The 23625-nt window shown below is 58.9% G+C and carries 24 protein-coding genes and 1 pseudogene; 10 read left to right on the top strand and 15 right to left on the bottom strand.

Annotation, left to right across the window (positions count from 1 at the left end; translation table 11 throughout):
• The first annotated feature begins 134 nt into the window (after positions 1-134).
• From FHL16_RS17465 to FHL16_RS17455, 3 genes are all read left to right on the top strand, one after another.
• Positions 135-1142: a methionine ABC transporter ATP-binding protein gene (locus FHL16_RS17465; protein ID WP_010465641.1), complete on the top strand. Its 1008-nt coding sequence runs from the start codon at positions 135-137 to the stop codon at positions 1140-1142.
• Positions 1142-1816, top strand: a complete 675-nt coding sequence (locus FHL16_RS17460) for a methionine ABC transporter permease (protein WP_010465643.1) — start codon at positions 1142-1144, stop codon at positions 1814-1816. Before FHL16_RS17465 ends, FHL16_RS17460 begins: the two co-directional genes overlap by 1 nt.
• Before the next feature lie 91 nt (positions 1817-1907).
• On the top strand, positions 1908-2678 hold the full coding sequence (locus FHL16_RS17455; RefSeq protein ID WP_010465644.1) for a MetQ/NlpA family ABC transporter substrate-binding protein: 771 nt from the start codon (positions 1908-1910) through the stop codon (positions 2676-2678).
• Positions 2679-2829: 151 nt separating this feature from the next.
• Here FHL16_RS17455 and FHL16_RS17450 read toward each other — a convergent pair whose 3' ends face one another.
• From FHL16_RS17450 to FHL16_RS17430, 5 genes and pseudogenes are all read right to left on the bottom strand, one after another.
• On the bottom strand, positions 2830-3465 hold the full coding sequence (locus tag FHL16_RS17450) for an SCO family protein (RefSeq protein WP_010465646.1): 636 nt from the start codon (positions 3463-3465) through the stop codon (positions 2830-2832).
• Positions 3462-4361 (bottom strand): annotated as a pseudogene (gene cyoE / locus FHL16_RS17445) (heme o synthase). The gene FHL16_RS17450 and the pseudogene cyoE overlap by 4 nt, the downstream one beginning before the upstream one ends.
• The gene (locus FHL16_RS17440; protein ID WP_077748827.1) at positions 4349-5428 is read right to left on the bottom strand and encodes a COX15/CtaA family protein; all 1080 of its coding nucleotides are present in this window, start codon (positions 5426-5428) and stop codon (positions 4349-4351) included. Before FHL16_RS17440 ends, cyoE begins: the two are co-directional and overlap by 13 nt.
• 10 nt (positions 5429-5438) lie before the next feature.
• Entirely contained in the window at positions 5439-6032 is a 594-nt protein-coding gene (locus FHL16_RS17435) for a hypothetical protein (RefSeq protein ID WP_042932974.1), read from the bottom strand.
• Positions 5998-6738 carry an SURF1 family protein gene (locus FHL16_RS17430; protein WP_077748826.1) on the bottom strand — a complete coding sequence of 247 codons (741 nt, stop codon included), beginning with the start codon at positions 6736-6738 and terminating at the stop codon, positions 5998-6000. The genes FHL16_RS17435 and FHL16_RS17430 overlap by 35 nt, the downstream gene beginning before the upstream one ends.
• A gap of 70 nt (positions 6739-6808) precedes the next feature.
• Here FHL16_RS17430 and FHL16_RS17425 point away from each other — a divergent pair, with 70 nt between their 5' ends.
• Positions 6809-7012 carry a twin transmembrane helix small protein gene (locus FHL16_RS17425; RefSeq protein WP_077748825.1) on the top strand — a complete coding sequence of 68 codons (204 nt, stop codon included), beginning with the start codon at positions 6809-6811 and terminating at the stop codon, positions 7010-7012.
• Between the two features lie 4 nt (positions 7013-7016).
• On the opposite strand, the gene FHL16_RS17420 is transcribed toward FHL16_RS17425, so the two are convergent.
• The 4 genes from FHL16_RS17420 to coxB form a co-directional block, all read right to left on the bottom strand.
• A complete protein-coding gene (locus FHL16_RS17420) occupies positions 7017-7904 on the bottom strand; it encodes a cytochrome c oxidase subunit 3 (protein ID WP_077748824.1) in 888 nt (295 codons plus the stop codon).
• Positions 7905-7929: 25 nt separating this feature from the next.
• Entirely contained in the window at positions 7930-8481 is a 552-nt protein-coding gene (locus FHL16_RS17415) for a cytochrome c oxidase assembly protein (RefSeq protein WP_010465661.1), read from the bottom strand.
• Positions 8482-8607: 126 nt separating this feature from the next.
• Positions 8608-10194, bottom strand: coding sequence for a cytochrome c oxidase subunit I (ctaD, locus tag FHL16_RS17410; protein WP_010465663.1), 1587 nt, complete (start codon positions 10192-10194; stop codon positions 8608-8610).
• Between the two features lie 82 nt (positions 10195-10276).
• A complete protein-coding gene (coxB, locus tag FHL16_RS17405) occupies positions 10277-11404 on the bottom strand; it encodes a cytochrome c oxidase subunit II (protein ID WP_010465665.1) in 1128 nt (375 codons plus the stop codon).
• Positions 11405-11776: 372 nt separating this feature from the next.
• Between coxB and FHL16_RS17400 the strand changes: the two genes are divergently transcribed.
• A complete protein-coding gene (locus FHL16_RS17400) occupies positions 11777-12427 on the top strand; it encodes a hypothetical protein (RefSeq protein ID WP_077748823.1) in 651 nt (216 codons plus the stop codon).
• Positions 12428-12551: 124 nt separating this feature from the next.
• On the opposite strand, the gene FHL16_RS17395 is transcribed toward FHL16_RS17400, so the two are convergent.
• The 3 genes from FHL16_RS17395 to FHL16_RS17385 form a co-directional block, all read right to left on the bottom strand.
• Entirely contained in the window at positions 12552-14078 is a 1527-nt protein-coding gene (locus FHL16_RS17395) for a SulP family inorganic anion transporter (RefSeq protein ID WP_010465670.1), read from the bottom strand.
• A gap of 84 nt (positions 14079-14162) precedes the next feature.
• Complete coding sequence (locus tag FHL16_RS17390) at positions 14163-14894, bottom strand: carbonic anhydrase (RefSeq protein ID WP_010465672.1); 732 nt, start codon at positions 14892-14894, stop codon at positions 14163-14165.
• Positions 14895-15137: 243 nt separating this feature from the next.
• Positions 15138-16196, bottom strand: coding sequence for a PA0069 family radical SAM protein (locus tag FHL16_RS17385; RefSeq protein WP_077748822.1), 1059 nt, complete (start codon positions 16194-16196; stop codon positions 15138-15140).
• Positions 16197-16404: 208 nt separating this feature from the next.
• Between FHL16_RS17385 and FHL16_RS17380 the strand changes: the two genes are divergently transcribed.
• The 4 genes from FHL16_RS17380 to FHL16_RS17365 all read left to right on the top strand — a co-directional run bounded on the left by FHL16_RS17380 (position 16405) and on the right by FHL16_RS17365 (position 18478).
• Positions 16405-16707 (top strand): hypothetical protein, encoded by a 303-nt coding sequence (locus FHL16_RS17380; protein WP_010465676.1) that lies wholly within the window; start codon positions 16405-16407, stop codon positions 16705-16707.
• A gap of 137 nt (positions 16708-16844) precedes the next feature.
• Positions 16845-17096, top strand: coding sequence for a hypothetical protein (locus tag FHL16_RS17375; RefSeq protein ID WP_077748821.1), 252 nt, complete (start codon positions 16845-16847; stop codon positions 17094-17096).
• Between the two features lie 189 nt (positions 17097-17285).
• Complete coding sequence (locus FHL16_RS17370) at positions 17286-17591, top strand: hypothetical protein (RefSeq protein WP_010465681.1); 306 nt, start codon at positions 17286-17288, stop codon at positions 17589-17591.
• 239 nt (positions 17592-17830) lie between these two features.
• A complete protein-coding gene (locus tag FHL16_RS17365; RefSeq protein ID WP_042932457.1) occupies positions 17831-18478 on the top strand; it encodes a phosphatase domain-containing protein in 648 nt (215 codons plus the stop codon).
• A 3-nt stretch (positions 18479-18481) separates the two neighbouring features.
• Here FHL16_RS17365 and FHL16_RS17360 read toward each other — a convergent pair whose 3' ends face one another.
• From FHL16_RS17360 to prlC, 3 genes are all read right to left on the bottom strand, one after another.
• The gene (locus FHL16_RS17360; protein ID WP_010465683.1) at positions 18482-20530 is read right to left on the bottom strand and encodes a M3 family metallopeptidase; all 2049 of its coding nucleotides are present in this window, start codon (positions 20528-20530) and stop codon (positions 18482-18484) included.
• A gap of 112 nt (positions 20531-20642) precedes the next feature.
• Entirely contained in the window at positions 20643-20930 is a 288-nt protein-coding gene (locus FHL16_RS17355) for a YheV family putative zinc ribbon protein (RefSeq protein ID WP_010465685.1), read from the bottom strand.
• Entirely contained in the window at positions 20927-23005 is a 2079-nt protein-coding gene (prlC, locus tag FHL16_RS17350) for an oligopeptidase A (RefSeq protein ID WP_172962171.1), read from the bottom strand. The genes FHL16_RS17355 and prlC overlap by 4 nt, the downstream gene beginning before the upstream one ends.
• 62 nt (positions 23006-23067) lie before the next feature.
• Here prlC and FHL16_RS17345 point away from each other — a divergent pair, with 62 nt between their 5' ends.
• Positions 23068-23613: a gamma carbonic anhydrase family protein gene (locus FHL16_RS17345; protein WP_010465689.1), complete on the top strand. Its 546-nt coding sequence runs from the start codon at positions 23068-23070 to the stop codon at positions 23611-23613.
• Positions 23614-23625: the final 12 nt, after the last annotated feature.

Below are 23625 nucleotides of genomic sequence, written 5' to 3'. Positions count from 1 at the left end.
AGCCTTCGATCGCGTTATTGCCAAATGGAAGGTTGAATGCGGAATAAATGCTAATAACCTCTATACGGACAGGCTAAAATGCGCGCCCGGCTAACCGCTGACCCTTTTCCAACGCGCCCCACAAGGTTCGCTACGTGATCGAGTTTCAAAACGTCCACAAAACCTACCGCGTCGCCGGTAAGGATATTCCCGCCCTGCACCCGACCAGTCTGACGATTGAGAACGGTCAGGTCTTCGGCCTGATCGGTCACTCCGGCGCGGGAAAAAGTACCCTGCTGCGTCTGATCAATCGCCTGGAAGAATCCAGCGGCGGCAAGATCTTCGTCGACGGTGAAGAAGTCACCGCGCTCGACGCCAACAGCCTGCGCCGCTTCCGCCAGCAGGTCGGGATGATTTTCCAGCACTTCAACCTGCTGGCGTCCAAGACCGTGGCCGACAACGTCGCGCTGCCGCTGACCCTGGCCGGTGAACTGTCGCGCAGCGAGATTGACCAGCGTGTCGCCGAGTTGCTGGCGCGGGTCGGTTTGTCTGACCACGCCAAAAAGTACCCGGCGCAGCTGTCCGGCGGCCAGAAGCAGCGCGTCGGCATTGCCCGCGCCCTGGCGACCAAGCCAAAAATCCTGCTGTGCGACGAAGCCACCAGCGCCCTGGACCCGCAGACCACGGCGTCGGTCCTGCAATTGCTGGCTGAGATCAATCGCGAGCTGAAACTGACCATCGTCCTGATTACCCACGAGATGGACGTGATCCGCCGGGTCTGCGACCAGGTCGCCGTAATGGACGCGGGTGTGATCGTCGAGCAAGGTTCGGTGGCCCAGGTGTTCCTGCATCCGAAACACCCGACCACCAAACGTTTCGTGCAAGAAGACGAGCAGATCGATGAAAGCGAACAGCGTGACGACTTCTCCCATGTGCCGGGCCGCATCGTGCGTCTGACCTTCCAGGGCGAAGCGACCTACGCACCACTGTTGGGGACCGTCGCTCGGGAAACGGGCGTGGACTACAGCATCCTGGCCGGTCGTATCGACCGCATCAAAGACGTCCCTTACGGGCAATTGACCCTGGCTGTTACCGGTGGCGACATGGAGGCGGCGTTCGCCCACTTCACCGCGGCTGACGTCCACATGGAGGTCCTGCGCTGATGGAAGTCCTGACAAGTTTCTTCGTCAACATCGACTGGTTCGAAATCTGGCTGGCTACCGGCGATACCCTGCTGATGCTCTTCGGTTCGTTGTTGTTCACCGTGTTGCTCGGCCTCCCGCTGGGCGTGTTGTTGTTCCTGTGCAGTCCGCGTCAGTTGCTGGAATCCAGAACGCTATACGCCGTGCTGTCGCTGGTGGTGAACATCCTGCGTTCGCTGCCGTTCATCATTTTGCTGATCGTGATGATCCCGTTCACCGTGCTGATCACCGGCACCTCGCTCGGCGTCGCCGGTGCGATCCCGCCGCTGGTAGTGGGTGCCACGCCGTTCTTCGGGCGACTGGTGGAAACCGCCCTGCGTGAAGTGGATCGCGGCATCATCGAAGCCACCCAGGCCATGGGTGCGACGACCCGGCAGATCATCATCAACGCCCTACTGCCAGAAGCCCGCCCGGGCATTTACGCGGCGATTACGGTGACGGCTATTACACTGGTGTCCTACACGGCGATGGCCGGTGTGGTCGGTGCCGGTGGGTTGGGCGACCTGGCGATCCGTTTTGGTTATCAGCGTTTCCAGACCGATGTGATGATCGTCACCGTGGTGCTGTTGCTGGTGCTGGTGCAGGTTCTGCAAATGGTTGGTGACAAACTGGTCGTCCATTTCTCCAGAAAATAAACAGTTCTCGTAAACAAGACATGAGCCGGCCATTCGCTGGCAGGCGCCAAATCCAGGCGCCGCAAGCGGGTACCCACAAGGAGTTAGCTGAATGAAAAAACTACTCGTCGCGTTCGCAGCCGTTGCAGCGTTTTCCGCTCACGCTGACACTCTGACCGTTGCAGCCACCCCGGTGCCGCACGCGGAAATCCTCGAATTCGTCAAACCGGCCCTGGCCAAAGACGGCGTGGACCTGAAGGTCAAAGTGTTCACTGACTACATCCAGCCAAACGTGCAGGTTGCCGAAAAACGCCTGGACGCCAACTTCTTCCAGCACCAGCCGTACCTCGATGAGTTCAACAAGGCCAAGGGCACCGACCTGGTCGCCGTTGCTGGCGTACACCTGGAACCGCTGGGCGCTTACTCCAGCAAGTACAAGGCCCTGACCGAACTGCCAGGCGGCGCCAACGTGGTGATCCCGAACGACGCCACCAACGGCGGTCGCGCGCTGTTGCTGCTGGCCAAGGCCGGCCTGATCAAGTTGAAGGATTCGAACAACATCCTGTCGACGGTCAAGGACATCACCGAGAACACCAAGGACCTGAAATTCCGTGAGCTGGAAGCCGCGACCATCCCGCGCGTGCTGACCCAGGTCGACCTGGCGCTGATCAACACCAACTACGCGCTGGAAGCCAAGCTCGATCCGTCCAAGGATGCACTGGTCATCGAAGGCAACGACTCGCCTTACGTGAACATCCTCGTAGCCCGCCCGGACGACAAGGACAGCGAAGACATGAAGAAACTGATTGCTGCCCTGCACAGCCCGGAAGTGAAGGCCTTTATCCTCGAGAAGTACAAAGGCGCGGTATTGCCGGCGTTCTGATCTGAGTCGTTAACAAAAAATGGGGCGCATCGAATGCGCCCCATTTTTTTATGCCTGAAACACCGTCCCCTGTAGGAGCCAGGCTTGCCGGCGACGGCGATCTCACGGGCGCTTTCGCCGGCAAGCCTGGCTCCTACAGGGGGCGTGGTGTTTATTTGCGGTTGAGCATCACCGGCAACTGCGCCACCAACTTGGCGTTATTCAGCGGTGCACGAATGAACCCACGCTGTGTCCCGTCCGGCCCGATCACCGCGAGGTTGCCGCTGTGATCAACCGTGTAATTCGGCTTGCTGGTGTCTGCCGGAATGAACGGAATGCTCACCGCATTGGCCAGTTTCTGAATGTCTTCAATCGACGAAGGCGTCAGGCCTGTGAACTGCGGATCGAAGTAGCCCAGGTACTGCTTGAGCTGCTTGGGCGTGTCGCGGTTCGGGTCGACGCTGACCAGGATGATCTGCAACTTCGCCACAGCCTCTGGCGGCAGTTCACTTTTGATCTGGCGCAGCTGGGCGAGGGTGGTCGGGCAGATGTCCGGGCAGAAGGTGTAGCCGAAGAACAGCAGTGACCATTTGTCTTTCAGCTCGTTGACCATCACCGGCTTGCCGTCCTGATCGGTCATCGTCACGTTTGGCAGGTTGCGGCTTTGCGGCAGCAAAATGATCCCGGCATCGATCAATGCCGTAGGATCGCCCTGGCCTTTTCCGGACAGCACTTTGTTGATGGTCAGGCCCAGAACCAGCGCGATCAGGGCGACGAGGATAAAGACGGTTTTCTGAGTTCGAGTCATAGGTTCAACAGTAAGTAGTGGTCTACGAGCAGCGCGATAAACAGCAGGAACAAGTAGTAGATAGAGTACTTGAAGGTGTTGATCGCCGCGTGCGGCCGAGTGCCACGGTACAGCACCACGGCCCATTGCAGAAACCTTGCGCCCAGTCCCAGGGCGCAAATCAGGTAAAGCATGCCGCTCATGTGGATCACGTAGGGCATCAGGCTGACCGCCAGCAGCGCGAAGGTATAAAGCAGGATGTGGACCTTGGTGTAATGCTCGCCATGGGTCACCGGCAACATCGGGATGTTGGCCTTGGCATATTCCTCTTTGCGGTGAATGGCCAGGGCCCAGAAGTGAGGCGGAGTCCAGGCGAAAATGATCAACACCAGCAACAAGGGTTCGGCGCTGACATGACCGGTGGCCGCGGTCCAGCCGAGCAACGGCGGGGCAGCGCCGGCCAGGCCACCGATAACGATGTTCTACGGCGTAGCGCGCTTCAGGAAACCGGTATAGATCACCGCATAACCGAGCAAGGACGCGAGGGTCAGCCAGGCCGTCAGCGCATTGGTGAAGGCCAGCAGTACGGCTTGCCCAAGCACCGCCAATACCAGGGCAAATGTCAGCGCCGCCGCAGGTGAAACTCGCCCTTCAGCCAAGGGACGTTTGTGGGTACGCGCCATCACTGCATCGATACGCCGGTCCACCACATGATTCACCGCCGCCGCACCCCCGGCACACAACGCGATCCCCAGGTTGCCGAACACCAGCACCGTCCACGGCACCCCGGCGCGGGTCGCGAGGAACATGCCGACCAGCGAGGTGATGAGCATCAGCACCACCACTTTCGGCTTGGTCAGCTCCAGGTAGTCACGCCAGATCGCCTGACTGTGACGTTCGCCGATCAGAGTCGCCATGGCATCTCTCCTTTTATTGTTATGGGCCCGGCTGAGTGTTTACGCGGGCTGAACCGCCAGCGTGCAAGGTTTTGCTGTTTGACCCGAACCAGGCTGGTTCGCGCGTGATAATTGACCAGCACCATCGTGAGCAACAGCGCTGCGCCCCCCGCGTTATGCGCGACCGCGACCGGCAGCGGCAGGTGGAACAAGACGTTGCTGATGCCGAGGGTGATTTGGGCCGCAAGGGCGATCAGCACCATTGCGGCCAAGCGCGTCATGCCAACCACTTTCAGTTGCCAGGCCAGCCCCAGCAGCACGAGCGTCACCAGCAACGCGCCGATGCGGTGAGTCAGATGGATCGCTGTGCGGGCATCACTGTCCAGTTGCCCGCCCAGGTAATTGGGGCCGATGTGTTGGGTCAGGTGAAAACCATTGGCGAAATCAGCCGGTGGCAGCCATTGCCCATGGCAGGTCGGGAAGTCGATGCAAGCCACGGCTGCATAGTTGGAACTGACCCAGCCCCCGAGGGCGATTTGCAGGATTACCAGCAGCAACCCGGCCGTCGCCCAATGCTGCAAACGCCGTGGCACGGTCAGCGCCGGCAGTACGCCGGACAGGCGCAAGGTCAGCAAAAACAGCAGGCTCAAGGTCGCAAAACCGCCGAGCAAATGCCCGGTCACCACCTGCGGCCAGAGCTTGAGCGTCACCGTCCACATGCCGAACGCCGCTTGGGCGATGACAACCACCAGCAGAAACAGCGGCAGCTTCACCGGTTGCCCCGGATGACGACGATGCACCCAGGCGCGACCGGCCAGCACTGAAATCAACAACCCGAGGGTGCCGGCGAAATAGCGGTGGACCATCTCGTTCCAGCCTTTGTGGGCTTCGACGGGTGCATCGGGAAAATGCAATTCGGCATGGGCCAGTTGGGCTTCGCTTTTCGGCACGCTGATAAAGCCGTAGCAACCCGGCCAGTCCGGGCAGCCGAGGCCGGCGTGGGTCAGGCGGGTGTAGGCGCCGAGCAACACCACAATCAGTGCCAGCAAGGTGGCAAACAGCGCGAGGCGAAATCCAGGTTTGGCCATGACGATGCCCTTATCCGATGTTCGACAGTTTCAGCAAATGACGCAGGTCGTTGAGCAGGTCCTTACCCTTCACCGTCGGGTCGTAGCGCAGCACCAGATTGCCGTGCGGGTCGATGATCCACAGTTGCGGTGCGGTTTTGCCTCCCGCTGTTTTGGTGAAAGTGGTCAGGTCCATTGGGTAGCGTTGCAGTTGCGGGTATTCGCGGGTCAGCTTGGCGTCGTAATCGGCCGCCAACGGTTGGGCCGCAGCCAGGGCGTGACTGGCACGCCCGGCATCGCGACCGAGGCCGATCTGGATCTGCCGCGCCAGATAAACCAGCTGCTGGCAGTCCACCGAACACTCCTTGGGCGCCGTGACCAGCAATTGCCAACGGTCCTCCTGCGCTTGCACGCCAAGGTCGGCGCGGGTCTGGCCGTTGCCGATCAGCTCGCCGTGATAACTGCGGCCTTCCGGCACCCAGAACTGCAACTTGTACATGCCCGTGGCGAGGATCATCGGACCGATCACCCCCAGCAGGATCAGCAATAACTGCAACCGGCCCTTGCGCCGACTCGCCGGCGTTTTCGCCTCAGACATGCTGGGTGGATTCATGGCCGCTCCCATGGTGTTTCTCCTTTGCGTTGTGCCAACCGAGATAGAGATAAAGGCCGAACAGGGCGATCGACATGGCGAACCACTGCACGGCATAAGCGATATGTTTTTCCGGCCCCATGGCCACTACCGGCCAATCGGCCTGGTAGGACGCGGGGCCGGCTTCTGCGCGTAATTCATAGGCAAAACCGTCACGGTCGAGCGCCGTCCACAGCTTGGCGGGTTCGACGGCAGTGATCAGTTGTGGCCAGGTGGCGGTGCTCGGGTCGGCGTGCAATTGGAAGGTGGCGCCGGGGGAGACGTAGACCCAGGCATCCAGGCTCAGGGCCTGAGTCGGTGTCGTGAACTGCGGCGGGGTTCGCCGATCCGGCCACGGCAGCCAGCCGCGATTGACCAGCAACCAGAGCCCGGTCGCCTGGTCCTGAAACGGTTGCAGCAGTTCGACGCCGACCTTGCCGTCGCGCTGGCGGTTATCCAGCAGCAGGCTGTGTGCGGCATCGAACTGGCCGTGAATTTGAACCCGGCGAAAGGCTGGATCGTCGGTGTGTAGCAGCTCGGTGCTGGCCATCGGTTCAGCCGTGCGGCGCTCGGCGTAGCTTTGCAGCAGCGCGCTTTTCTCCGCGCCCCGGCTCAATTGCCAGAACCCCAGTGACACCAGCATGGGCAATAGAAGTGCGACCACCAGGGTCGGCACGATGCCCGGCCGGAAGCGCTTCATGGCGTCGCCAGAAAGTCGCTGGTTGCGATAGCTATACTCAAGTGCATCGCCTTTCCCCCGGAGTCCCACCATGCTCAAAGCAGCCATCGTCCTGATGCTGATTGCCACGGTTATCAGCCTGTTCAGCGGCCTGTTTTTTCTGGTCAAGGACGACAGCAGCTCGAACCGCCTCGTCATTGCCTTGAGTGTTCGTGTTGCCCTGGCCGCTATTACCGTCGGCTTGATTGCCTGGGGTTTTTTCAGCGGCCAGTTGGTTTCTAGTGCGCCTTGGTAAAGCCTCAGAGCACGTAGACGAAAACGAACAGCCCGATCCACACCACGTCCACGAAGTGCCAATACCAACTCGCCGCTTCAAACGCGAACTGGTGCTCGTTATCGAAGTGCCCGCGCATGATCCGCATCAGCATCACAAACAGAATGATGGTGCCGATGGTCACGTGGGCGCCGTGGAACCCGGTGAGCATGAAGAACGTCGCGCCGTAGATGCCGGAACCCAGGGTCAGGCCCAGTTCGTGATAGGCGTGGATATATTCTTCGGCCTGAAAACCGAGGAACGCACAGCCGAGCAAGACAGTGATCGCCAGCCAGACTTTCAGCGCACCGCGATGGCCCTTTTTCAAAGCGTGGTGGGCGATGGTCACGGTGACGCTGGAGCTCACGAGCAATACGGTATTGAGCAGCGGCAGGCCCCAGGGGCTGATAACGTCCTTGGGGGCCGGGAAGAGTTTCGGATCCGGGTTGTTCAACAGCGGCCAGACGAACTCGAAGTTCGGCCACAGCATGTGCGCCAGGCCTTTCGCGCCTTCACCGCCGAGCGCCGGACCGGACACATGCCGCACATAAAACAGTGCACCGAAGAAGGCGATGAAGAACATCACCTCCGAAAAGATGAACCAGCTCATGCCCCAGCGGAACGAGCGATCCATCTGGGCGCTGTACAACCCGCTGCGACTTTCCTTGATTACCGTGCCGAACCAGCCGAACAGCATGTAAGCCAAGAGCAGGCCGCCGACGAAAAAGATCAGCGGGCCGTGGGATTCCGGCCGCGCAGCCTTCAGGTCGTTGAACCAGGTGGCCAGGCCGAACACGGTGACGAACATGCCGACGGTGGCGATGATCGGCCATTTGCTCTGGGCCGGTACGTAATAGTGTTCATGAGTTGCCATTTATTGTTCTCCTTATCGGGCACGCTCAGCCGCCAGTGTTTACAGCTACCGGTGGATGTCGGGCGGTGATATCGAACAGCGTGTAGGACAGCGTCAGGTGCTTCACTTCCTTGGGCATGTCGCGGTCAACGATGAAACGTACCGGCATCTCGATCCGTTGACCGGGCTGCAGCACTTGCTGGGTAAAGCAGAAACATTCGGTCTTGTGGAAGTACGCTGCCGCGTTGCTGGGTGCGATGCTCGGCACTGCCTGGGCGCTCATCGGTTTGTCGGTCGGGTTGTGCGCGATAAAAATCATCTCGTTCACTGCCCCCGGGTTGGCCGTCAGTTCGTCACTTTTGGGATAGAAATCCCAGGACATGTCGGCGGAATTGGTCGACAGGAACTGCACGCGCACCTGCCGCGAAGTGTCGACCGTCTGCTCGCCCTCGTACTGCCCGGCGGTCTTGCCATTGATGCCGAACGCCTTGCACATCACGTCATAGATCGGCACCAGGGCAAACCCGAAGATAAACATCGCCACCACGACCAGCAGCAGGCGGGTGACGAGTTTTTTCATCGAAATCGAATCAGCCATGGTTTCCAACCTCTTCGCCGAACCCTGTGGGAGCGAGCCTGCTCGCGAAGCAAACACCGCGGTTTAACAGGCAGACCGCGTCATCGTTCTTCGCGAGCAGGCTCGCTCCCACATAGGTTTGTGTGTTCATTTCACTTCCGGCGGCGTAGTGAAGGTGTGATACGGCGCTGGTGACGGAATGCTCCACTCCAGGCCTTCCGCGCCATCCCACGGTTTGGCGGGTGCTGGCGGGCCGCCGCGGATGGTCTTGATTACGATGAACAGGAAGAAGATCTGCGTGGCGCCGAACATGAACGCACCAATCGACGACACCATGTTGAAGTCGGCGAATTGCAGGTTGTAGTCCGGAATCCGCCGCGGCATGCCCGCCAGGCCCACGAAGTGCATCGGGAAGAACGCCATGTTCATGCCGATGAACGAGAGCCAGAAATGCAGCTTGCCGAGGGTTTCGTCGTACATGTGGCCGGTCCATTTCGGCAACCAATAGTAGGCCGACGCGAAGATCCCGAAGATCGCCCCCGGCACCAATACATAGTGGAAATGCGCGACCACGAAGTAGGTGTCCTGGTACTGGAAGTCCGCCGGGGCAATGGCAAGCATCAGCCCGGAGAAGCCGCCGATGGAGAACAGGATCACGAACGCCACCGCGAACAGCATCGGTGTCTCGAAGGTCAGCGAGCCTTGCCACATGGTGCTGGCCCAGTTGAACACTTTCACCCCGGTTGGCACCGCGATCAGCAGTGTGGCGTACATGAAGAACAACTCGCCCACCAGCGGAATGCCGACCACGAACATGTGGTGCGCCCAGACGATGAACGACAGGAACGCGATGCTCGCCGTGGCGTAGACCATCGAGGTGTAGCCAAACAGCGGCTTGCGCGAGAAGGTCGGGATGATCGAGCTGACGGCACCGAAGGCCGGCAGGATCATGATGTACACCTCGGGGTGACCGAAGAACCAGAACACATGCTGGAACAACACCGGATCACCGCCACCGGCGGCACTGAAGAAGCTGGTGCCGAAGTGGATGTCCATCAGCATCATCGTCACGCACCCGGCCAGCACCGGCATCACCGCGATCAGCAGGAAAGCGGTGATCAGCCACGTCCAGACGAACAGCGGCATCTTCATCAACGTCATGCCGGGGGCGCGCAGGTTGAGGATGGTGGCAATCACGTTGATCGCACCCATGATCGAACTGATCCCCATCAAGTGGATGGCGAAGATGAAGAACGTCACGCTTTCCGGTGCATAGGTCGTCGACAGCGGGGCGTAGAACGTCCAGCCGAAGTTCGGTCCGCCACCGGGGGTGAACAGGGTCGACACCAGCAGGATGAACGCCGCCGGCAACAGCCAGAAGCTGAAGTTGTTCATCCGTGGCAGGGCCATGTCGGGCGCGCCGATCATCAACGGGATCATCCAGTTGGCGAGGCCGACGAACGCCGGCATCACCGCGCCGAACACCATGACCAGACCATGCATGGTCGTCATCTGGTTGAAGAATTCCGGCTGGACGATTTGCAGTCCCGGCTGGAACAGCTCGGCGCGAATCACCATCGCGAACGAGCCACCCAACAGGAACATGGAAAACGCAAACCACAGGTACAGCGTGCCGATGTCCTTGTGGTTGGTGGTCAGCACCCAACGCATCAGGCCTTTGGCGGGACCGTGGGCGTGATCGGCATGACCATGGTCATCGATGACGGCGCTCATGGCGTGTCTCCTGCAAACAGATGGGCTGGGCAGGCCGGGGCGTGCTGCCCCGACCGGTTCCTTGGTTGCGCAATAGACCGGGTCATTTGCTTTCCGCCTGTTTCAGCTCCAGCACTTCTTTAGGAGTGACCATGTCGCCTTTGTTGTTGCCCCAGGCGTTACGTTCGTAGGTCACCACCGCCGCGATATCGACTTCCGAGAGCTGCTTGCCGAACGCCGCCATCGCGGTCCCCGGCTTGCCGTGGTAGACAATGCTCAGGTGACCTTCCTTCGGTCCGGTGGCGATTTTCGAGCCTTTGAGCGCCGGGAACATCGGCGGCAAACCCTGACCTTCGGCCTGGTGACAGGCGACGCAGGCGGTGTGATAGACCTTGTCGCCGCGCTCCTTGAGCTCGTCGAGGGTCCATTCCTTGCTGGTCAGTTCTTTAAGCTGCAGGGATTCGGCCTTGCGTTCGGCCAGCCATTTTTCGTAATCGGCCTTTTCCTTGACCTCGACCACGATCGGCATGAAGCCATGGTCCTTGCCGCACAGTTCGGCGCACTGGCCACGATAGATGCCGGGTTTGTCGACGCGGGTCCAGGCTTCGTTGACGAACCCGGGAATCGCATCGCGCTTGACCGCAAAGGCCGGCACCCACCAGGAGTGAATAACATCGGCGGACGTCACGAGGAAACGCACCTTGGCGCCAATCGGCAGCACTAAAGGCTTGTCGACCTCAAGCAAGTAATGCTCGCCCTTGGTTTCCTTGTTGTGGATCTGGTCGGCAGGGGTCGTCAGGTTGCTGAAGAATTCGACGTCCTGGCCCAGGTATTTGTAGTGCCACTTCCACTGATAGCCGGTGACCTGGATATCGATATCCGGCTCACTGGCGTCGTACATCTTGATCAGGGTTGCCGTCGCAGGAACCGCCATGGCCACCAGAATCAGGAAGGGCACGATGGTCCAGAGGATTTCGACGGTGGTGCTTTCATGAAATTTTGCGGCCACCTGCCCGGTGGAGCGGCGGTGGACCATCATCGACCAGAACATGGCGCCGAAGACGATGATGCCGATCACTACACAGATCCAGAAAATGGTCATGTGCAGGTCAAATACTGCGTGACTGATTTCAGTCGCTCCCGGCGCCATATTCACAGTCCAGGCGGCTTGCGCCTGGCTGAAAATCGACCACAACAGGAGGCCCATCCAGACGTGTGGATGTCGCATCATTGCGGGTTCCCCTTATCGTTCTTGTTATCCCGCCGGCTTTCACCTGCGGCAAGGGAGCGGCTTTTTCAGACTACGAAACTTGAATCGCCGAGCCTTGCTGCGTGTGCAGTCGGGCGTCATCAGCTAACTCCATTCCCACCCGAGTATAGACAGCGACTGCTACCTCGCAACGTGATGGCGTAAATGATCTGAAACAGCTGGGACTTGCGTTCAAGGTCACGAATGGAGAAGGATGCAGACGAGTGGTGGCAAATCGATATAACGGAGGCGTCTCAAGGATGAAACAATTATGACAAATGCGTCTTAGCATTTTTCATAAGCCAGCTAAGTTATGTCTTCCCTATTTCATTGCCTTTGTTTCCTGGAGTTTTCATGAACACCGCCGCATTGCGCGAGCAGATCCAAAAAGCCCAACAACACGAGGCCGAGACCGGCCTGCTGACTCGTCAGCTTGAAAATCAATTGCCACACCTTCACTCCGCCATCCAATTGCCGGATGTCGACGCCAACGGCGTGATGACGCGTTTTGTGGCCGCGTACATAGAGCAAGTGCCGGACCTGCTGGACGCAGCCAATGAAGTCGCCAGGGAAGCGGGTATCGAATCACAGATCAAGCCGGTGCTGACGATCGCCGAGCAGTTCTTCCTCCAGCCACCGGCAATCATGGCCGGTCATGTCGGCCTGGACAGCCTGCTGGATGAAGCCTATCTGGCGCATCGGTTGGTGGAAGAGGTCAATGACCTGTACATCAAGCATTTTGGCCAGCCACTGATCCCCTTGGACATGACGGTCGCCAACCTGATTGCTCACCAACTGATCGGCGAGGATTTTGCCAACCAACTGGATGAGGCGGTGCATCACGCTGTGGATGAGATGCTCAATGAAGACAGTTTCGCGCTGGAGTCCGTGGAGGCCTACCGCGAAAAACTCAACAGCCCGGACACCGGCGCCGCCTGGAAGCGCTGGCCGTGCCTGTCGCGCCAGCTGGGCGTAGGGCTGGAGCTGGATCAGCCGGCGGCTTGATTCTTTAGAATCAGCACCGTCCCCTGTGGGAACGAGCCTGCTCGCGATTGCGATATGTCATTCAACATTTATGTCGATTGATACACCGCCTTCGCGAGCAGGCTCGCTCCCACATTGGTTACTTCTACGCCGTAGAGCCCACTCCGGAGGTGGTTCGTAAACGCCCCTCCAACCGACGCTTCAACCCCCGCGCTTCAATAATCAGCTTCGACCCCTTGGCCGCATTGGCCCGACCCCATTCCTCAAGCAACTCCAGACACGAGTGATCGATGTAGCTCAGGTTATTGAGCGGCACATGCACCGTCGCGCCTGGGGGAATGGTCCCCAGCACCTGGGTCAGCGCCGGCACCTTGAGAAAGGTTGCGGCCCCCGTCAGTCGTAACTCCATCTCACCGTCGGCCGGCAGGTCGATCAGGCTGATTTTCAACCGCGAGGCCTTCCAGGCCAGTTTGGCCAGGGTCAACCCGAAGCCGATGAGCACGCCGGTCAACAGATCGGTGAAGATGATTGCCAGCGCCGTCGCCGCGTAGGTGAACATCGGCATCCGGCCATAACGGCCCAGACCGCGAAAGGCCTTGAGGTCGACCAGTTTGAAACCGGTGTAAACCAGCACACCCGCCAGGCTAGCCACCGGAATGCTTTGCAGCACGCTGGACAGCAACAACACGAAAGCCAGCAACCACAGACCGTGGAAGATCGCCGACATTCGCGTGGTGGCGCCAGCCTGGACGTTGGCCGAGCTACGCACGATCACGCCGGTCATGGGCAGCGCGCCAAGCAGGCCGCAGAGCATGTTGCCGACGCCCTGTGCCGACAACTCCCGATCGAAATCGGAGCGCTGGCCGCTGTGCATGCGATCCACCGCCGCTGCGGAGAGCAGGGTCTCGGCGCTGGCGATGAAGGCCACGGCGAAAGCGGCGATCAATAACGTCGGGTCGGCCAGATTGAGCAAGTCGGCAGGCTTCAGCCAGTCTATGGCTTCTGCCAGGTTGGCCGGGACTTCCACGCGTTTGACCTGCAAGGCGAGCATCAGGCTGGCCACCGTCGCCAGACCTACGCCAAGCAGCGCGCCGGGTATGAAGCGAAGGGAGTGCGGACGGAATTTTTCCCACAGCCACATCACCGCAATCGTCGACAGCCCAAGCAACCCAGCCTGCCAGCCAAGGGAAGGCAAGGCCTGGATCACGGCCGCCGGGAAGGCTGCAAGGTTATCCAGCCCCGAAGGCTTGGGCACGGCGTCCAGCATCACATGCACTTGCGACAACACGATCAGCACGCCAATCCCGGCGAGCATGCCGTACACCACCGCTGGCGCCGTAACCCGAAACCAGCAGCCCAGCTTGAAGCGCCCGGCCATCAGTTGCAGAAAACCCGCCAACAGCAGGATGGGACCGAGCATGGCAACACCATGCTGGCGCACCAGTTCAAAAACCAGCACCGCCAGACCCGCCGCCGGGCCGCTGACTTGCAGAGGCGAACCTGCAAGCCAACCGACGACCAGTCCACCGATGATCCCGGTGATCAAACCCTTGGCCGGCGGCAGGCCCGAGGCGATGGCGATGCCCATGCACAAGGGCAGGGCGACCAGAAACACAACCACGGACGCCAGCAGCTCCCGTGGCAGAACAGCTTTGAGTTGAGCAGCACGCATGGTGACTCTCCCGAAGTTTTCTTCAGGCGTGGCAAAGCCAGGCTGCTTGATCAGCAACCTCGGCTAAACCACACCTGGGAGGATTTAGAAGCGCGCTTTGGGCGTCGCCACGGGGATCGGATGGCTGCCATCAAGCGGCAGGAAACACCCTTTGTCCGCGTCGTAAGCTCTGATTTCGCTGGTTTCGATGTTGTAGATCCAGCCATGGATAAACAGCTGACCGTTAGCCATGCGCGAGGCGACCGAAGGGTGCGTGCGCAAATGCTGAAGCTGGGCGATCACGTTTTCTTCGGTGAGGACATGCATGCTTTCGCTTTCGTCAGCGCAATGGCAGTTTTCCTGGACCATCGATTTCGCCACTTCGGCATGACGCAGCCAGGCTTTGACCGTGGGCATTTTTTCCAGGCTTTGCGGGTTGAGCACGGCGCGCATCGCGCCACAGTCGGAGTGCCCGCAAATGATGATGTGCTGTACGCCGAGGGCCAGGACCGCGTATTCGATGGCCGTGGAAACACCGCCGTTCATCTGCCCATAAGGCGGCACAACGTTGCCGACGTTACGGGTCACGAACAGGTCGCCGGGGGCGCTTTGGGTGATCAGTTCAGGAACGATGCGCGAATCGGCGCAGGCGATAAACATCGCTCGAGGGCTCTGAGCCGTGGCGAGTTTTTTGAAGAGTTCTTCCTGCTGGGGAAAAACTTCGTGATGAAAATGCAAAAAGCCGTCAACGATATGCTTCAGCGCTGCATCGGCGGTTTCCGCCTCGGGTTGGGCTGAAGCCGACGCAGCCAACGGCTGTTTATCCTTGTCACTCATGATTCATCCTCTTTGGCGGAGTCAGGGAATTTTCCCGTTTTGTCCGGTGTGAAGCCAGTGGCTGTTTAAAAAACATCCAGGCCGAAGATCTCGACCCGTCAGTCACTCGATGAACAAGGTATCTGTCGAAACTTAACTCAAACTGAATCAAGCGCTCTAGGACGTGTGTTCCAGGTCACAAAAAACGTGACCAGCCTAATGGCCAAGTGCTTTTCCTCCTACTCAACCATAGGCCAATTGTCCTCAAATCAACGACATCTGGCGACCTGGCGGACAGAAGGCGTCGCAGTCCAGGTTAAAACCTTCGCGATGATTGAGCCCCAACCGTTTGATCGATTTGGCAAAGCGTTGCGCCAACAGATCGGCAAACGGCCCCTCTCCGCGCATTCGGGCTCCGAACCGACTGTCGTAGAGCTCCCCGCCACGGCTTTGGCGGATCAGGCTCAACACATGAGCGGCACGCTGCGGATAGTGGGCGGCCAGCCATTCTTCGAACAGCGGCGCCACTTCCAGCGGCAGCCGCAACATCATATAGGCGGCGCTCTGGGCACCGGCAGCATGGGCTTCGTTGAGCAGGCTTTCGAGTTCGCTGTCGTTGATCATCGGAATCATCGGCGAACACAGCACGCCCACCGGTATCCCGGCTTCGCGCATGACCCGGATGGCACGTAGCCGGGCCTTGGGCGCAGCCGCGCGCGGTTCGAGGATGCGTTTGAGTTCATCGTCGAGGGTGGTGAGGCTGATCATCACCGCCACCAGCCGTTGCTCGGCGAGTTCGGCCAGCAGATCCAGGTCCCGAAGAATCAGCGAGCCCTTTGTAATGATGGTCACCGGATGCCGGTAACGCAGTAGCACTTCAAGGGTCTTGCGGGTGATTTTGTGTTCGCGCTCGATCGGCTGGTAGGGATCGGTGTTGGAGCCCAGATTGATCGGCGCGCATTGATAGCCGCGCTTGGACAGCTGTTCTTCCAGCACATCGGCGGCGTTGGTCTTGGCGATCAGTTTGGTTTCGAAATCGAGCCCGGGTGACATGTCCCAATAGGCATGGCTGGGGCGCGCGTAGCAGTAGATGCAACCGTGCTCGCAGCAGCGGTAAGGGTTGATCGAGCGGTCGAAGGGCAAGTCCGGGGAATTGTTGCGGGTGATGATGGTTTTCGCCGTTTCGATGCGCACTTGTGTGCCCTGCGTGACGGGCGCTTCCTGATACCAGCCGTCATCCTCGGCCACCGAGCGATTCGGCGCGAAGCGGTTGTGCGGGTTGGTGGCGGTGCCGCGGCCGCGAGGGGGAATAGGAATGGCCATTTGAGCTCCTGCTAGCTGTATAAATACACAGTATTAGAAGCAACAAGATTTGCCTAGCTCCGTTCGGCGTGTTCTCCAAGGTAGAGGGGACTGGTTGTGTATATACCTGTCATGTTTGACAGTAGACGGGGCAAGAAATACATCCTATGAATAACAAGGCACCGATATCTGGCCGCTGTTTCACGTTTACGTCATAGGAGATTTGGTTATGGAGACGAGTAAAGGGATATTGTTGACGGTACTCGACGTTAATAAAGACGGAGTTCAAGAGGTCAAAATAGAATTTGTTACTCGGGAAACTGACTTCGATCTGGGCTCCGGGAATTTTAGCGACACTATCGTTAATTCATATGCGGTTTTGGTTTCTAAGAAAAATGGCTCGACAACATTCAATAAGGCTTCCGTGCATGGCGATATTGACCAAGATGGAGATATTGATATGGAGGATGAGCAACTGCTTTTTGATCTTGCAAACACAGTCATTAAATTCAAGGCGAGTAGCGGAAATTGAAGGCGCTGAACAGTACTGGATATACAGCCACCTGTCATGTATGACAGTAGACAGCTTGTGAGTGGGCGGCCTACTTTGGGTTGGAGGATTCCAATTCAATGGAACCTCCCTCTCAATTGACTGACTCACGAGGTGTCATGATGGCCGTTAAAGAGATTCGCATTTCCATTGAAGATTTGAACAACGATAAAGTCCCAGAAGTCTTGCTCGAGTTCTATGATAAAAAGAAGGAGCTCGAGTTTTCAACTTCCGTTTCGGCGTCAAAAAAGAAAGGTGTTTACGATAAGGTTGACGTTAAAGGTGACGCCGATGGTGATGGGGATTTCGATCCCGCCGATGATAAAAAATTCATCCGCCTTGCGGCTGCCGCCGCTGAAATGTTGAAGTAAGTATTGGTGAGGCCGTACGGAATGCTCCCTACGGCCTATTTAGTTTTGGATTTGTTGGAGTATTGATGGGTTCTATCAAATATTTGCAATCATGAGAAACACATCGCAAGTGGCGCAATTATAAACTTCATTAGTAGTATTCGTTTCACGCGAAATTGTCGTGTTTAAAACATTAAAAGGATTTAATGAATGTCGAATTACAATCAGCGCGGTATCTTTCTTCAGCTGTTGCCCGCCTCTATCGTTAGTCCAAAAGAAGTTCGGGTTTCCATGCAGTTTGCGTTAAAGGAGGAGGGTTATGACCCGGAAAACCGCACGAGCACTTACTCCCTGCTGGACTCCAGCACCCGCGAGGCTGTATCGAATGACGGCGGCGTGACCTTCACCATGGGCGCCGCTCGTTCTGATGTGGACGGTGATGGTGACATCGACGCGCAAGACAAGGCCGTTCTGCTGGCCCTGGCGAAAGCTTATTCGAAAATCACTAATCCTTGAGTGCTACTGAACGCAGGCTTGTATAAAAACTGCATGAGTATGTCTTTGAACTAAGCACTTATAAGCGGTGCGAAAATTTCCGTGCCGCTTCTGTGTTATTGAATTGTGTAGGTCGCGCGATGAAAGCAGGATGAACTGTTCGATTCACAATTCTTTGACGGTTGACTCACGGGCCTTTGACCGTTCAGGGCCGAAGCTGTGAGTCATCTATCCACTTCTTCACACACGGTCGTCCGAGCATGTCCTTAACGCGCCTCTTTCCTGTGACGCTCCTGTTGTCGCTGGCCGCACTTTTCAACCTGACGGTGGCCTTCGCTGACGACAGCGCATCGCCCCGCCCGGCGGAATGGGCTCAATCGGTAGAGGCGCAATACAACCTCTACCAAATGACCCCGACGCTTTACCGCAGCGCTTTGCCCGACAGCGGCGCCGTATCGCTGCTGAAGAAACTCAACGTCGCGACCGTCATCAATTTTCTGCCCGAGTCGGATTCAAGCTGGTTGTCCACGCCGGACATTACTCAGGTGCAGCTGCCCTATCGCACCAATCACGTGGATGACGCCCAGGTGCTCAAGGCCCTTCGTGCCATCCAGACCGCCGAATCCCACGGCCCGGTGCTCATGCATTGCAAACACGGTTCGGACCGCACCGGCCTGATGGCGGCGATGTATCGGGTGGTGGTGCAAGGCTGGAGCAAGGAAGACGCCCTGAACGAGATGACCCAAGGCGGCTTTGGTGACAGCACCCATTTCAAGGACGGTGTGCGTTACATGATGCAGGCCGATGCCGACAAGCTTCGGACCGCGCTCGCCAACGGCGATTGCAGCACCAGTCCGTTTGCGGCCTGTTCCATGAAGAGTTGGTTCCAGTCCGCCCACGTCGAATAAGCATCAGTTCAGTGGGCAGCGGCTGCTGGACGGCGTTGCGAAAAAGCTGTCGGCGATCGGTTGTCCGAGGAATTCTTCCAGGGCGACCAATAGCGATCGCGAATCCCCCGGCGAAAAAAAGGCTTCGCGAAAGGCCTTGCCGGTTTGCGGGTTGAATACCCACTCGCGTTGAAACCGTTTGAACACCTCGGTCGCCAGTACACCCGACCATTTGTAGGCGTAAACCGACGCTGCGTACCCGGTCACCAGGTAATCGAAGCTGTTGGCGAACCGACAGTAAGGCGGCAGTTGCAGGTGAGGGATCTCGCGCTGTACGTCGTCGAAGATCTGTTCAACGCTTCGGCCATCGCCTTGGCTGCGGTGCAATTCGAAGTCAAACAACGCGGACATTAACAGCTCTGCGGTTTGCCGGCTGGTCTGGGTCTGGATGGCTGCCAATGCGGTGTCGACTCGCGCTTCGGCCAGGCGCTCGCCGGTCTGGTGGTGAGCGGCCAGCCACAGCAGAAACTCCCCTGACAGGCACCAAAGCTCGAACAATTGCCCGGTGAACTCTGCCGAATCGCGTCCCAGCTGGGTGATACCGGACAGGCGATGGTGAGGCGAGCGGGTCAGAACGTGCTGCAGGCAATGGCCGAACTCATGGAACAAAACCCGCAGGTCCTTATGAGCGAGAAGGCAAGGATGCTCGGCAATTCCGGGCGTGAAGTTGCCATGAAGCACGGCGATCGGCAGCGTCAATCGACCTTCGGCGTTCACCCGTCGATTACGTGGCGTGGCGGTCCAGGCAAAGTCCGGCGCTTCGTCCCGATGAAAAGGGTCGAGGTAAATGTACCCGACGACCTGGCCATGCTCGCTGATTTCAAACAGACGCACGTTGTCATGCCAGCGACTGCACTCTTTCTGTTCGACGATCCGGATGCCAAACATGCGCTCGCTGAACAGGCAGAGCCGCTGCAAAGTCCCGTCCAGTGGAAAGTACGTTCGCAGGTTTTTCAGCGCCCCGCCGAGACGTTGCTGGCGCAATTGTTCGGCGAGAAACTCGTGGTCCCAAGGGGCAACTTCAGTCATGCCGCGCTCAAGCGCAATCGTCTTGAGTTCTTGTGCGTCCTTCTCGAGTTCCGGTGTTGCCTGCACGATTTGCCGCCGCAGGAAACCAGTGACTTGCTCGGTGGACTCGGCCATTTCCGTTACGAGGCTGAGTTGCGCAAAGTTCTCATACCCCAGCAACCTGGCTTTCTGATGACGCATGGACAACAGCAGCTCCAGCACCGGACCATTATCGAATTGCCGGTCGTGGGGGCCTTGATCGGAAGCCCGGGTGGAGTAAGCGACAAAGTATTCTTCGCGCAGGGATCGGTCTTCGGCATAGGCCATGACACGAGTGTAGGTGTCCTGGTCCAGACGCATCAGCCAGCCGTCGTGCCCTGCCTGTTGCGCGTTGACTGCCAGACGCTCCAGTGTCGCCGCAGACAAACCGCGCAACTGCGAGACGTCATCGATGCGCTTGCTCCAGGCTGCGCTGGCGCCTTCCAGGTTGGTCAGGAACAGGCTTTGCAGCACCCCGATGTCGCGATTCAGCCGGGCCAGCGTCTGCTGTTGTTCGATGGGCAAGTCGATGCCGGACAAGCGAAACCGGCGCAGAATTTTGTTCAAAACCGCTTTGCGCGGTTCATCGTAATTCGCCGCAGCGGGACTTTGCGCCAGCCGCTGATAAGCCCGGAACAGTGCGTGATTACCCATCTTTTCAGATTTGTACTGCGCAGCGGCATCGCGGCAAGTCCCGCTGGCTGCGTCCCAGGCCTTACCCTCATGTTTCACCATTGAAAGGGTTTCGATGACGCCCATGGCCTCATCCAGACGCGCATCGGTTTCATCAACGGCCAATACCAGATCATCCCAGTTCGGGGTCGTGGATTGGCTCGCGATAATCCCGGCAATGGCCTTGCGGTTGTCGGCAACAAGGGTGTCGATGGCATGCACCAGGTGCTCGGCGCGAATGTCCGGCCAGGGCGGCAGGTCCCAGTGTTGTAGCAGCGGATTGTTATCAGGCATGGCGTCTTCCTTGAGTAGGGCTGAAGGATTCAGCCTAAGGAAGAAGCGCGGGGGAAGGGTGGTAAATAGATACCACCTTCCACCCGGTCTAAGGGTGGAAGGTGATGTTGACTCAATGGTGCTCGTCAGGCTTCTTCTTCAGCTTCGGGTTCGGGAAGAACTGCACCGCCTGAACCTTGGCGTCCGGCACCTTGAGCGCCGAAGTGTTGACCCGCGTGCCCAATTCCTTGGGCACCGACAGACCTTGTTCATTGAGCGTATCCGAATAACCGCAGGCCACGCATTCGCGATGCGGGACCTCGTCTTCGTTCCACATCATCAATTTGTCCGGCTCGCTACAGGCCGGGCAGACCGCCCCGGCGATAAAGCGTTTCTTCGTGATCACAGGCCCCTCGCTCATGCTGCCGCGTCCTCACTCAGGCCGCTATGGCGCAAGAGTGCGTCAATCGATGGCGCACGGCCACGGAAGTCGACGAACAGCACCATGGGTTCCTGCGAACCGCCACGCGCCAGAATCGCTTCGCGGAACGCACGACCTGTTTCGGCATTGAGCACGCCGTCTTCTTCGAACTTCGAGAAGGCGTCGGCCGACAGCACTTCAGCCCACTTGTAGCTGTAGTAACCCGCTGCGTAACCGCCGGCGAAGATGTGGGCGAAGCTGTTCGGGAAGCGGTTGTAGGCCGGTGGACGCATGACCGAGACCTCGTCACGCACACCTTCGAGTACTTGCAGCACGCTGCGACCGTCGCCGTGGGTGGCGTGCAGTTCGAAGTCGAACAGCGAGAACTCGAGTTGGCGCACCATCATCAGGCCGGACTGGAAGTTCTTCGCCGCGAGCATTTTCTCCAGAAGATCCTGAGGCAGCGGCTCGCCGGTTTCGTAGTGACCGGAGATCAGCGCCAGGCCTTCCGGCTCCCAGCACCAGTTTTCCATGAACTGACTTGGCAGCTCCACCGCATCCCAGGCCACGCCGTTGATGCCGGACACGCCGGCGTGTTCTACGCGGGTCAGCAGGTGATGCAGGCCGTGACCGAATTCGTGGAACAGGGTGGTCACTTCATCGTGGGTCAGCAGGGCCGGTTTGCCGCTGTCGGCTGGGGTGAAGTTGCACACCAGATTGGCCACCGGGCTTTGCAGCACGCCGCTGATGGTGCGGCGACGGTCACGGGCGCCGTCCATCCAGGCACCGCCGCGTTTGTTGGCGCGGGCATAGAGGTCGAAGAAGAAGCGGCCGACGTGCTGGCCGTTTTCCTTGATTTCGAACAGGCGAACATCCGGGTGCCAGGCGTCGAAGCCTTTCAGTTCGGCGATCTCGATGCCGTACAGGCGCTGGACGATAGCGAACAGGCCGCCCAGCACTTTGTCGATCGGGAAGTAGGCGCGCAGTGCTTCCTGGGCAACGCTGTAACGTTGTTCGCGAAGCTTTTCGCCGTAGAAACCGCTGTCCCAGCTTTGCAGGTCCGGGCAGCCTTGTTCGGCGGCGTAGGCCTTGAGCTGTTCCAGGTCCTGGGCGGCGAACGGTTTGCTGCGTTTGGCCAGATCGCGCAGGAAGCTGAGGACCTGATCGCTGGATTCAGCCATTTTGGTGGCCAGGCTCAGTTCCGAGAAGCTGGCGAAGCCGAGCAGCTTGGCCAGTTCCTGACGCAGGTCGAGGATTTCTTCCATGACCGGGCCGTTATCGTTCTGACCGGCGTTCGGGCCTTGGTCCGACGCACGGGTGCAATAGGCGGCGTAGACTTCTTCGCGCAAGGCACGGTCCTGGGCGTAGGTCATCACCGCGTAATAGCTCGGGAATTCCAGGGTGATGAGGAAGCCATCCAGATCTTTGGCCTGGGCTGCGGCGGCCATTTGCGCCTTGGCCGAATCGGTGAGGCCGGCGAGGGCGGCTTCATCGGTCACGTGCTTGGTCCAGGCTTGAGTCGCGTCGAGCAGCTGGTTGGAGAAGCGGCTGCCCAGCTCCGACAATTTGCTTTGCACTTCGGCGTAGCGCTTCTGCTCGGCGTCCGGCAGATCGATACCCGACAGACGGAAGTCTCGCAGGGCGTGTTCCAGGATGGTTTTCTGCGCCACGTCGAAACCGGCGGCTTCCGGGCTGTTGGCCAAGGCTTCGAAGGCCTCGAACAGTTCACGGTTCTGGCCCAGCTCGGTGGAGTAGGCGCTCAAGGCCGGCAGGCAGGACTCGTAGGCTTCGCGCAATTCGGCGCTGTTGCACACGGCATTGAGGTGGCTGACCGGGCTCCAGGCGGCGCCCAGACGATCATTGAGTTCGTCCATCGCCAGCACCAGGCCGGCCCAGGTCGGTTGTTTGCCCTGGCTGTTGAGGATCTCGATAATGGCGGCACGGTTGTCAGCCAGGATCTGTTCAATGGCCGGTTGTACGTGTTCGGCCCGGATCGCCGAGAAGGGCGGCAGGTCGTAGGACTGCAAAAGAGGGTTGTTCACGCTCACGGTTGGCACCTTGGCTGGAAGAAACATGGGGCCATCTTAATTACAATCGACGCTCACCGCAGCTATCAGCAAAAGAGAGAGAGCCTATCGTGACCCTTCGCAAGTATCAGAACCACACGCCGCTACTGGGTAAAGGCGCTTTTGTCGACGGCTCGGCGGTGGTGATCGGCGACGTTGAAATCGGCGAAGACAGCTCTGTCTGGCCGCTGACGGTGATCCGTGGCGACATGCACCGCATCCGTATCGGTGCGCGCACCAGCGTTCAGGATGGCTGCGTGCTGCACATCACGCATGCCGGGCCGTTCAATCCCGATGGCTTTCCCTGCTTGATCGGAGACGACGTGACCATTGCCCATAAGGTCATGCTGCATGGCTGCAGTGTCGGCAACCGGATTCTGATCGGCATGGGCAGCATCGTCATGGATGGTGCGGTGATCGAGGACGATGTGATTGTCGGCGCCGGCAGTCTGGTGCCGCCGGGCAAGCGTCTGGAAAGCGGCTTCCTGTATGTGGGCAGCCCGGTGAAACAAATCCGCCCGCTGACGGACAAGGAAAATGCCTTTTTCACCTATAGCGCGGCGAACTACGTGAAGCTCAAGAATTTGCATCTGGCTGAAGGCTACGACCAGCTCTGACCCTGCGCCCTT

Origin of the sequence: Pseudomonas sp. FSL W5-0299 (assembly GCF_005930655.1) — a bacterium.
GTDB lineage: Bacteria > Pseudomonadota > Gammaproteobacteria > Pseudomonadales > Pseudomonadaceae > Aquipseudomonas > Aquipseudomonas mandelii.
This window is presented reverse-complemented; position numbering and strand designations above follow the sequence as displayed.